Consider the following 9,530-nt stretch of genomic DNA (forward strand, 5'->3'; position numbering starts at 1 on the left):
TATGAACGCGAAAATCCCCCCGAGCTGCATGTTCGCCGAGGGGATTACGTGGCCAAGGCCGGGATCGAACCGGCGACCTTCCGCTTTTCAGGCGGGTGAAAAACCGCTGGTCAAGATGCTTCTTTCGCTCATCGTGCCCTCATCGTGCCCCAACGTCAGTGCTTGACGACGATCGTGCGAGGCAACCGCACCGCATCACCACGAGCCGCGAGCCGACTCAATTCCTGGGCTACCTCTGCGTCGCGACCGTCAACGGCGTGCATGTACCGAGCCGCAGCCGCATTCGACGCGTGCCCCATCCGCTTCTTGAGGTCAGCGAGAGTCGCACCGGTGGCCGCCGCCAAGGTCTGCCCGGTGTGCCGCAGATCGTGGAACGAGACATCGACCCCGACCTTGTTCCGCGCGCGGACATGCGCCTGGTAGATCGCGTTTCCACGCATCCGCTGACCGTCCCGGCCCACGAACAACCATGGGTCACCCGCCCACTTCTCCAGGTGTTCCACCAGGTACGGCCGAAGGTGCGGCGGGATCGATACCGATCGCTTACCGGCGTCCGTCTTCGGGTCCGCGTCGAACGCCTCATCGGATTCGAGCAGCTCGACCCGGTTGCGTCGCACCCGAAGTTCGTTCGCCTCCAGGTCAACGTCCCTGACCTGTAGTCCGATGATCTCTCCGCGGCGCAACCCACACCACGCAGCGATCAGCACTGCCGCCCGATAGTACGGCGTTATGGCCTCCACCAGCGCAGCCACCTCGGTCGTAGTCGCTACCGACCTCTCCTTGGCCCGGTCTGAGCCCGCACCACGGATCTGGCAGGGATTGACCGTGATCGCCTGGTCCCGCTTCGCCTGGTTCATCACTGCTCGGAGAAACCGGTACGACTGTGCGATCGATGTCTTGCCACCATCACCCTTCAGCGCATCGGCGTGCCACTTTCGCACCACCGGAGGCGTGATCGCGATCAACGGCTTATCCAACAGGTCCGTCATATGCAGCCGCATGTTGCGCAAACACGTTTCCGCCCAACGCTTTCCGACATCGGGGTTATCGCTGAGATATGCCCTGGCGTAGTCCTCAAACCGCTCCAGACCCAGCTTTTCGTCCAGCCATGTGCCTTTGCTGATGTCCGCTTCGACCTTCACCAGCCACCGATCCGCATCGGTCCTGGTACGGAACGTGTTCGGCGCGTTCTGGCGCTCCCCGCTCGGTGTGATGAACGACGCCTGGAACCGCCCCGAGGGCAGCTTGCGGATTTTGCCGAACCGCCGCCGCTTACCAGCCATCAGGCCACCGCCCGCCCGCCACTCCAACGAACCGAGACCGGTTCCACGCGTCCAAGTTGGGCGTACTCCTCCAGGTCCGCCACTTTGAACCGGACATGACCGCCGACCTTGTAGAACCGTACGCGCCGCTCAGCCACCAGACGCCGGATGAACCGCACCCCGACGCCCAAATACGCCGCCGCGCCCTCCACGTCCACATACCCAGGTTCGATGTCCATGTTCCAACCCCCTATGCGACTGTCGAAATTGCCGAATCATGTTGCGGCACAACGGTTTCACGCGGAACACCACCAGCCGCCAACAATGCCCTGAGATACTGCGCCCGCCACGTCGTACGCCTCGAGATCGCGGACATGATCAAGTGCTCACGCAACGGGCGCCCCTTGTCGCCGGGCTCGACCGGAGTCACCCGCAGATGCGACGTGTCCGGCTTCTCGATCCCCACCGCGGCCAGAAGTTGCCGAACAAACTCCACCCGATCGGCCTTGTGGTCCGGCAACGTCTTGCCCGACCAACGACGCGACACCAACACCCGACGACCCGGCAGACCGAGCGTGTCCCGGCGATGCGCCTTGCCCTTGCAGCGGCCCGGCACCGTCTTGTCCGTCGCGCCCTGCGGCACGATCCCGTATTCGAGCCACACCGGGCACCGCGGGGAACACGGAACCGCCTGCAACTCCCGATGCAACCGGTCGTAATGCTCCGCGGCGCGGTCCGACCGCGGTTCCACGATCTCGCTGATCGACTTCACCAGATACTTGGTGACGTAGCCGATCGTGCGCCCCGCCTTCTCCGCGACCACGCCCTGAATGTGCTTGCGGTCCATCTGCTCGCCGAACCTGACCACATGCGCGGGTTCGAGGTCGTCCACCAGGTCCAGGACATCGAGGGCGTCATCCCAGTAGGTGAGCGGCTGCCCGGTGTCCGGGTCGGTGAAGGTGGCCTTGCGGTGATCCCACACCGGTTGATGCGCACCCCCGTACAGGCGGTTGTCCGGGTCGAAGTGCGGCCACCACACCTGGTGATACGTCGCCGCGGTCACCTGACGCAGGACTTCACGCGAGATCGCGCCACGGATCAGGATGTGCAGATGCGGAGCGCCCCGCTTCTGGGGCTCCACGGTCGCGAAATACTGTGCGTCCCAACCGATCGCGCGCCGAAGGTTCTGAATCCACCGGTCCACCAGCTTGGAGAAGAACACGATATCGCGCGCCTGGCGGGCGTAGTCGTAGCCGCCCGGGTTGACCGGGGAACCGTCCGAACACGGCCGCCCCTTCTCATCGGTCGCCCCGTCGCTGTTGATGCGCCCGTAGGACGGCATCGTGAGCGTGACGAACATCGACGGTTGATGCTTGCCCGCGAACACCTGGCCCAGGGTGCGTTTCTCCACCTTCTTCCGCGGCAAATTCGGCACATCCTGACGCCGCCTGGTCGAACGCCGCCGCCGATCCCCCGCAGTCGCGTCCAACGCCGGGAGACGGCCCCTCAGGCCAGTTTCGCGTAGCTCGGCGTCCAGGTCCCGCACCACCTCCCGGATACCGTCCGCCAACTCCTCATCCCCAGCGGCCACCGCGGCCCGGTACTCCGTCACGAGATCCGCTCGGGCTGCGAGCAATTCGGTTTGCCGCTCCGTCGGCTCGGCCTTGTAGTCCACCGGTTCGGACGCCATGTGCCAGCCCTCCCGGCACTGCGCGATCCGCAAGGCACGATGCGCCTTCGCGCACGCCGGGCACACCGATTCGATCGTGGACTTACACGGCGCGCCCTCATAGCGGACCGTGCCCGTTCTCGGGTCCTCCACCCGCATCGGGATCGGCCGTTTGCACACGTCGAACTTCTCGGCGGTCGCCTGCGCGATCTCGAACAGGTTCGGCATGGCCCGACGCTGCGCCGCAGTCTGCCGCTCGGTGGGTTCGGTCATCGTTTTGGTGTCGGTCATTCGGTCACCCTCGGGATGTCGAACAGGGACAGTTGATCGCGGCACTCCCCGCGCTGCGGCTCCTTCGCCTTGGTGTGGGACTGGCGCATCTTGGCCCGGCGCACCTGGTCGGCCGCCGCCTTCACCAACGGATTCGGCTGTGGCGCAGCCTGTTTCGCGGTCGGGTTCTTCCTGGCGGTCATGCCGCCCACCCGCCGCCGTCATCGTCGCCCAGATGCGCGTCCCAACCCGGCACATGACCGGTTTCGGCCCACAGATGCACCGCCGACATGATCGGGTCCAGCCCGGCGCGGTCGTAGTGGCAGCGACGACGCGCCCGGATATCGGTCACCGCGTCGATCGCCTCATCCTCGAACCGCCGCGCCATGTCGGAGGTGGTGCGGCGGAAACGGTTGCGGCTCATCAGGATTCCCCCATCTCGATCTCGGTTTCGTACAACCCGCAGCGGGCGCACACCCGGCACTCCGGCACCCGCGACCACAACCGCCGCCGCGACTGCTCGAACTCGTGGCCCCGGTCCGCGCACGCCTGCGCCGCGATGCAGCCGTCGCACAGCACCCGGTCACCGTCGTAGAACCAGCCCACCCCGGCACCGCGCACGGCGATGTAGTGGACGGCCTGATTCACGCTGGTGAAGCACAACCGGCCCGACCCGGTTTCGGTGTAGGGGTCGCCGCAGCCGTCGCAGTACACGACAACATGCGCCTCCATCTGGAACCCCGTCCTCATGCCGCCAGACCTCCCCGCTCGTCCGGGTGTTCCTCACCGAGGTCGTCCGGATCGAACCCGCTGTAATCCTCGGTGGGACCGGCGATCTCGGGCGCGGGCGAATAGGTGTCCACGATCGCGTCGGCCTGGTCGTCATCGATCCAGAACGCGCGCACCCGCGCGAACTCGGTCGTGCCGTCCTCACCGACATAGGCCACGCCCTGCGTGGATTCGGGGATCTCATCGCAGCGTGCGCCGCGGTCCCTCGCGCCCTGACCGTGGATCATCGCGACCTGGGTCGGTTCGTCCAGGCGCAACCCGACGCGGGTGGTGAACAACTGCCGGTTGGGCACCGTCTCCTTGCTCGGGTCCTGCACCGCCACGATCACGCTCCACCCGACCGCGCGGCCCTGAGTCAGCAGCAGCCCGAGCAGCCGCATACCCTCCTTCATCTGCTCCGGTGTGGCGAACGCCGACATCGCCGCGTACTCATCGATGATCAGCACGTTCAACGGCTCATCGGGGGTGGGAACGAACTTGCGGACCTTCGCCGCCTTCAACCGCGCCGCCCGCTCCTGCATGGCGTGTTCGGCCTCGGTGAGCATGGCCAGGATGCCGTCCGCGGTCCACTCGAACCGCACCCACAGCCGGTCCTCACCACGCCCGAACTCCATGCCGCCCTTCGGGTCTGCCATCCACACGTCCACCAGCCCCGCCCGGATCGCCGGACCCAGACCCAGGATGATCGACCACAGCACCGAGCCCTTGCCCGAATCACTCGCTCCCGCGATCAAGATCCGCCGATACAGGATCTGCAACCGCCACAAGTCCCCGTCCTCACGCACCCCCACCGGGACCGCCGTCAAATCCAGCTCCTCGAACGGAGCCGTCGAACGCAACACCGGCTCCGCCAACGTGTCGTGCACCCGCAGACTCAGCCGGACACACCCCGGAGCGGGAGACGACGCGACGACCTTCGACACGCCCATGTAATGCGCCATCGCCTCACAGGTCTTGTCGTTCGACCACGTCGACAACGACTGGTTGCCATGCATCAGCACATCGACCACCAGCCCGTGCCGGTCGTAGTCCCACGCCTCCACGATCGGGAACCCCGTCTTCGGGGACCCCAACCCCAAATCGGTGAACATCCTGCGGGTGTAACCGGTGATCGCGACATGGAGCACCGCGCCCCGCAACACCGCCGGAGCCTCATTCACGATGTCGCGCACCGGATTCGGGCGCGGCGAGACCGGACGGCGACGCCACACGCACATCCGTGCCGACAACCCCAGCGCACCCGCAGCCGAGGCCGCGAACGGAACGATGTCGATCACGCTCATGACCGCTCACCCCCACCGGTGGCCGGGGCCATGCCCAGCTCGCAGAACAAGCGGCAGCCGCGGGTATCCTGCTGCGGCGGCAACGGCGGCTCATCGCAGAGCATCACGCAGCCCGGACGCGTCGCCGGAGAAGGCGTTTCGGCGGGAGTGACCGCCGAGACGGGGTGCACGACCGCGGGCCGTTCGTGGTGGCCGAACGCCAGCAGCGCGCCGACCCCGACCACCGACGCGCACAGCACCCCGACCACCGTCGGTGCGACGTGGTTCATTTCGCGGACCACGATCGTGGCCTCATATTCCTTATCCATTTCGGATCAACCCCCAACAGGTATGGACAGCGGCAGGACCGGTTGGACCGGCCGAGGACGAACAACAGGAGCAGCGACCGGCACCGGGCGAGCCGCCGCTATTGGAGCCACCCGCACCGGATCGGGCTCGGGTTCCGGCTCGGGCGCCGGAGCCGGATCGGAGGACGGGGCGGGTGTGCCCGACAAGGCGTAGTTGCGGGCCGTGGACGGCGAGATACCCAGCGCGGCAGCGATATCCGGGAACGACTTGCCCTGACCGCGCAGCTCGACAGCCTTCGCGACCGTCGCCGGATCACGCCGCTTCCGCACCGCCGAAGCAGGAGCGGGAGCAGCAGGAGCGGGAGCGGTCACCGGGGCAGGGGTCGAGACCGGTTCGGGCGCAACCGGTTCCACCGACTCCTCCACCGGGATCAAGGCCGAGACCGAGGCCGGTTCCCGCTGGGACTGGGCAGCGCGGAACAACACCGCCAACCCGTGGGTGTCCACCAGCAGCGAAATCGGGGCGATCGCCGCCACCACCGCACACACCCACGCTGGGAGTTCGCGACCGGCGGCGACGGCGTGCAAGCTGTTGCCCGCCACCGACACCACCGCACCCGCGATCAACACCCGAACGAAGAACGACCGTTCCGCCGACTTCGCCAACACCAGCGCGCCCGCGGTCGCTTGGACGATCGTGCCGTCGATGATCAACGGCAACAGCCACGCATCCGACGCCGGAACATGCGCCAGCACAGCCAAATCGCGGAGTGTGGCGAACGACAGGCGGAACGCGGCAGCGCCAACGCCCACGATCACCACGACCGCGAACACCCGCGCCGCCACCATTCCCCGCTCAGGCGCGAACATCACGCCACCGCCGCCCCGGACTCACCCGACGACAACGCCAGCGGCTCCACCGCCACCGACACCACCTCGGCGTCCACCGCCTTCACCGCCGCCAAACGCTCCGCGGCATCATGCAACATGAGGACCTGCGGCAACCGCTCCGCCAGCACCCGCGCGTCCTCGACGGTCAACGCCACATACGCGTGCCCGCCAGGGTCATCGAAATTCAGGTGCACAGCCGCGGGCAGGTTCTCCCCGAGGCGCTCCGAGAACCGTGCAGGCTTGTACTCCACCTCGATGCCGTCAAGCCTGCCGGTCAACACACTCATGTACGCCATGGCGATCACGCGGCCTTACCGTCACGCGGACGCGCCGCGCCCACATCGTTCGGAGGCTGCTTCGACCCCGACGTGTCGCCCTTGATCCCCGTCGCCCGATAGACGTAGCCCAGGTACTTGTACTCGCCCTGACCCATCACCCGCGGCTCCGCGGTCAAACCCTCCAGCTCGATGAACCAGATACCGTCCGCGATCTCCTCACCCGCCGGAACCGGCTGGTGACGCGCCACGAACGTGATCTCGAACGACTTCCGCTTGCCCTTCGGCTCACCCGGATCGGTCACCGACGCCACCCACAACGGCAGCCCCGTGCCCTCACCCGTCGCCGGATCGAAGTCCACCATCTGCTCCTTCGGAGCGTTGCGGTCCGGGTTGTACTTGATCGCCGGACCGATCTCCCCCATCAGCAACAGACGCTGCGGAAACGCCGTCGCGAACTCGACCGGGAAGCCGTAACCCTTCGGAATCGCCATCTCTGATCTCCTCGGTTTAGGGGAAGTCGGGAGGACTTCCCGTTAGAAGTACGGTAGCCGTTGCTTTCCTTCCGTAGTCACTGCTTCCATCTGTCCGTAACCAAACCGTGACAATAGGGAGGAATCCCCAGGTAGACGCATCGGACCGCCCTGCTACTGTCGTAGGCGCAACTGCTACCTGAAGGAGATGGCCAGTGCCGGAGTCGAGACGCCAACGTCCTTTGCCCGCACACCTGCGGATTGCACAGGCGATCCGGAACGACATCGAATCTGGCCGTCTGCGGGATGGCCAACGACTTCCGTCAACACGCGCACTTGCCGACGAGTGGCAGGCCAGCCAGCAGACCATCACGAAGGCGATGGAGCAGCTAGCCGCGGACGGCTATGTAGCGAGTCACGACCGCTCGGCGCGCATCGTCACGACTCCCACATCGGTCAGCATCTCGCTGACTCGGCCGGTTCGACCAGTCCGGCCTCGCGCCGTGTACGTCGGTGGCTATCCAGGAAGCGGAAAGAGCGAGTTCGCGAGAACCCTTGCACGAGAAACAGGTTGGGCAATCCTGGACAAGGACACTATCGCCCGACCGATCATCGAACCCGCGCTCGAAGACCTCGGGTCCACAATCGATGATCGGGAGTCCGATGTCTACGTTCGCCGGATTCGCCCGCGCGAGTACGAGGCCCTTGCCGCCGTTGTCCAGGACAATCTGGAGGTTGGCAACTCTGCGATTGCTTCCGCCCCGTACCTGCGCGAGTTTGTTGACGAATCATGGACCGAAAATGTCATTGCACGCGCCGAGACCGAGAATGCTGACGTGACATTCATCTGGGTTAGGTGCTCGCTCGACACGATGTTGATGTACCTGCGCCGCAGAGGAGCGGCCCGCGACGCATGGAAGCTGGCGAACTGGAAAACATATAGCGAAGGTCTCAACTTGAACCTGCGCCCCGTCGTACCTCACGTAGTCATTGACAATGACCCCGACAGCCCACCCCTTCGCAAGCAGGCACAAGCCCTCATCGAGAGTTTCCGTCGCGAGACCGTCGAGCGATGATGCGCGGGGTGTTGCTCTACGGTCCTCCCGCCAGCGGCAAAGATACGATTACCGCCGCCTTGTCGGGCCTTGATCAGCGCTTCCAACTCTTCCGACGAATCAAGGATGGACCCGGGCGAACTGCGGGCTATCGCATGGTCAGCCCAGACACGTTCGATGGCCTTCTCAGAACCAACGCGCTCATCTGGCAGAACGCCCGTTATGGCGCACGGTACGGGATCGATCGGTCCGAACTGCTGCGTCTGCTGAAGGCCGGACGAATTCCAGTCGTGCACGCAGGCCAGCCCGAAGTTATCGACGCCGTAGTCGAGGCAACCCCCGACGTCCGCTGGACGGTTATCGACCTACGGACCGATCGAGCAACAGCCCGAGCACGAATCGAGAACAGGGCAACAGGTGATCTAGACGCACGCCTTCAAGCGTGGGACGAGACCGCAGCCTTGGCCACAAAGGATCTCACGTTGGACACCGCCGAGGTTTCGCCCGAGCTGGCAGCCGTTGCAATTCGGGATCTCGTCTGTCAGTGACGGCCAAGAGCGCACGGGCCATTCGTGCACTTGTCCGTGCACTAACGCAGTTGTTGCCGAATTCGGCCATACAGGATCAAGGGGCGGCGCTGGCGCGCCGCCCACCGGTGCCGCCACGCGGCACCGCGCAGCACGGCCGGCCTCCGCAAGCTCCGGCAGGCCGTGGCCCGTTGGGCGCGTCGGCACCGGTTTGGCGACGTGGCAGAACCACCGACTCTTCCTGTCTGGCTACTTTTGCAACGACCGAGCAGTGCTGGGCACGCCGGGAGCCGTACCCGACTGACCTCCCGCAGACGATCACGCATCGCTCAGCCACCAGCCCAGGCAACCGGCTGTGGTTCCGTTCCTTCCAGCCGGGGCAACGAGCCCAACGCGCGAGAATCCCCCACCTTCCTCATGGCCCGATTGTCTCGCTCCACTCGGACGCGTCAAGGGAAAACCCGCCCTTGACCCGTCCGAGTTCCGCTGAGGATGGCCAGTATGAGGAGGATGGGGGAGGAGAAGTCAGGGGGCCGCCGGATAGACGACCTATCCGCACCACAAGCTGAGGCGAACAGCCGTGCCCCTCGCGTGCACCAAGCGGCGGATCGAGAAGGACAACAGCGGTCAATTTCGGCACGCATCGTCAAACGATATGAACGCGAAAATCCCCCCGAGCTGCATGTTCGCCGAGGGGATTACGTGGCCAAGGCCGGGATCGAACCGGCGACCTTCCGCTTTTCAGGCGG

14 protein-coding genes are annotated in these 9,530 nt (G+C 65.7%); 3 read left to right on the forward strand and 11 right to left on the reverse strand.

Annotated elements, in window-relative coordinates; all coding sequences use genetic code 11:
• Positions 1 to 155: 155 nt before the first annotated feature.
• From ACWDSJ_RS37505 to ACWDSJ_RS37555, 11 genes are read right to left on the reverse strand one after another with little or no spacing between them, the layout of a single operon-like run.
• A complete protein-coding gene (locus ACWDSJ_RS37505) occupies positions 156 to 1,283 on the reverse strand; it encodes a site-specific integrase (protein ID WP_450037608.1) in 1,128 nt (375 codons plus the stop codon).
• Positions 1,283 to 1,501 (reverse strand): excisionase family DNA-binding protein, encoded by a 219-nt coding sequence (locus ACWDSJ_RS37510; RefSeq protein ID WP_450037609.1) that lies wholly within the window; start codon positions 1,499 to 1,501, stop codon positions 1,283 to 1,285. Before ACWDSJ_RS37510 ends, ACWDSJ_RS37505 begins: the two co-directional genes overlap by 1 nt.
• A gap of 11 nt (positions 1,502 to 1,512) precedes the next feature.
• Positions 1,513 to 3,222, reverse strand: coding sequence for a replication initiator (locus ACWDSJ_RS37515; protein WP_450037610.1), 1,710 nt, complete (start codon positions 3,220 to 3,222; stop codon positions 1,513 to 1,515).
• Positions 3,219 to 3,404 (reverse strand): hypothetical protein, encoded by a 186-nt coding sequence (locus tag ACWDSJ_RS37520; protein WP_450037611.1) that lies wholly within the window; start codon positions 3,402 to 3,404, stop codon positions 3,219 to 3,221. The genes ACWDSJ_RS37515 and ACWDSJ_RS37520 overlap by 4 nt, the downstream gene beginning before the upstream one ends.
• Complete coding sequence (locus tag ACWDSJ_RS37525) at positions 3,401 to 3,625, reverse strand: hypothetical protein (protein ID WP_450037612.1); 225 nt, start codon at positions 3,623 to 3,625, stop codon at positions 3,401 to 3,403. Before ACWDSJ_RS37525 ends, ACWDSJ_RS37520 begins: the two co-directional genes overlap by 4 nt.
• Positions 3,625 to 3,951: a hypothetical protein gene (locus ACWDSJ_RS37530; protein WP_450037613.1), complete on the reverse strand. Its 327-nt coding sequence runs from the start codon at positions 3,949 to 3,951 to the stop codon at positions 3,625 to 3,627. Before ACWDSJ_RS37530 ends, ACWDSJ_RS37525 begins: the two co-directional genes overlap by 1 nt.
• Positions 3,948 to 5,273, reverse strand: coding sequence for an FtsK/SpoIIIE domain-containing protein (locus ACWDSJ_RS37535; protein WP_450037615.1), 1,326 nt, complete (start codon positions 5,271 to 5,273; stop codon positions 3,948 to 3,950). Before ACWDSJ_RS37535 ends, ACWDSJ_RS37530 begins: the two co-directional genes overlap by 4 nt.
• Complete coding sequence (locus ACWDSJ_RS37540; RefSeq protein WP_450037617.1) at positions 5,270 to 5,581, reverse strand: hypothetical protein; 312 nt, start codon at positions 5,579 to 5,581, stop codon at positions 5,270 to 5,272. The genes ACWDSJ_RS37535 and ACWDSJ_RS37540 overlap by 4 nt, the downstream gene beginning before the upstream one ends.
• Positions 5,582 to 5,587: 6 nt before the next feature.
• Positions 5,588 to 6,430, reverse strand: a complete 843-nt coding sequence (locus tag ACWDSJ_RS37545; protein WP_450037618.1) for a DUF2637 domain-containing protein — start codon at positions 6,428 to 6,430, stop codon at positions 5,588 to 5,590.
• A complete protein-coding gene (locus tag ACWDSJ_RS37550; protein WP_450037620.1) occupies positions 6,430 to 6,738 on the reverse strand; it encodes a hypothetical protein in 309 nt (102 codons plus the stop codon). The genes ACWDSJ_RS37545 and ACWDSJ_RS37550 overlap by 1 nt, the downstream gene beginning before the upstream one ends.
• A 14-nt stretch (positions 6,739 to 6,752) precedes the next feature.
• A complete protein-coding gene (locus ACWDSJ_RS37555) occupies positions 6,753 to 7,220 on the reverse strand; it encodes a hypothetical protein (RefSeq protein WP_450037621.1) in 468 nt (155 codons plus the stop codon).
• 194 nt (positions 7,221 to 7,414) lie between these two features.
• On the opposite strand from ACWDSJ_RS37555, the gene ACWDSJ_RS37560 reads away from it, so the two are divergent.
• The 3 genes from ACWDSJ_RS37560 to ACWDSJ_RS37570 form a co-directional block, all read left to right on the forward strand.
• A complete protein-coding gene (locus ACWDSJ_RS37560; protein ID WP_450037622.1) occupies positions 7,415 to 8,275 on the forward strand; it encodes a GntR family transcriptional regulator in 861 nt (286 codons plus the stop codon).
• Positions 8,272 to 8,802, forward strand: coding sequence for a kinase (locus tag ACWDSJ_RS37565; RefSeq protein WP_450037623.1), 531 nt, complete (start codon positions 8,272 to 8,274; stop codon positions 8,800 to 8,802). Before ACWDSJ_RS37560 ends, ACWDSJ_RS37565 begins: the two co-directional genes overlap by 4 nt.
• A gap of 489 nt (positions 8,803 to 9,291) precedes the next feature.
• Positions 9,292 to 9,530: hypothetical protein (locus ACWDSJ_RS37570; RefSeq protein WP_450037624.1), on the forward strand; the 239-nt coding region annotated here is incomplete at its 3' end.

It is taken from the genome of Nocardia sp. NPDC003482, from assembly GCF_053588115.1.

What these genes read in the sequence shown, in the direction of transcription:
- ACWDSJ_RS37505 (WP_450037608.1), bottom strand. Translation starts at nt 1,283, where the DNA reads ATGGCTGGTAAGCGGCGGCGGTTCGGCAAAATCCGCAAGCTGCCCTCG.
- ACWDSJ_RS37510 (WP_450037609.1), bottom strand. Translation starts at nt 1,501, where the DNA reads ATGGACATCGAACCTGGGTATGTGGACGTGGAGGGCGCGGCGGCGTAT.
- ACWDSJ_RS37515 (WP_450037610.1), bottom strand. Translation starts at nt 3,222, where the DNA reads ATGACCGACACCAAAACGATGACCGAACCCACCGAGCGGCAGACTGCG.
- ACWDSJ_RS37520 (WP_450037611.1), bottom strand. Translation starts at nt 3,404, where the DNA reads ATGACCGCCAGGAAGAACCCGACCGCGAAACAGGCTGCGCCACAGCCG.
- ACWDSJ_RS37525 (WP_450037612.1), bottom strand. Translation starts at nt 3,625, where the DNA reads ATGAGCCGCAACCGTTTCCGCCGCACCACCTCCGACATGGCGCGGCGG.
- ACWDSJ_RS37530 (WP_450037613.1), bottom strand. Translation starts at nt 3,951, where the DNA reads ATGAGGACGGGGTTCCAGATGGAGGCGCATGTTGTCGTGTACTGCGAC.
- ACWDSJ_RS37535 (WP_450037615.1), bottom strand. Translation starts at nt 5,273, where the DNA reads ATGAGCGTGATCGACATCGTTCCGTTCGCGGCCTCGGCTGCGGGTGCG.
- ACWDSJ_RS37540 (WP_450037617.1), bottom strand. Translation starts at nt 5,581, where the DNA reads ATGGATAAGGAATATGAGGCCACGATCGTGGTCCGCGAAATGAACCAC.
- ACWDSJ_RS37545 (WP_450037618.1), bottom strand. Translation starts at nt 6,430, where the DNA reads ATGTTCGCGCCTGAGCGGGGAATGGTGGCGGCGCGGGTGTTCGCGGTC.
- ACWDSJ_RS37550 (WP_450037620.1), bottom strand. Translation starts at nt 6,738, where the DNA reads ATGAGTGTGTTGACCGGCAGGCTTGACGGCATCGAGGTGGAGTACAAG.
- ACWDSJ_RS37555 (WP_450037621.1), bottom strand. Translation starts at nt 7,220, where the DNA reads ATGGCGATTCCGAAGGGTTACGGCTTCCCGGTCGAGTTCGCGACGGCG.
- ACWDSJ_RS37565 (WP_450037623.1), top strand. Translation starts at nt 8,272, where the DNA reads ATGATGCGCGGGGTGTTGCTCTACGGTCCTCCCGCCAGCGGCAAAGAT.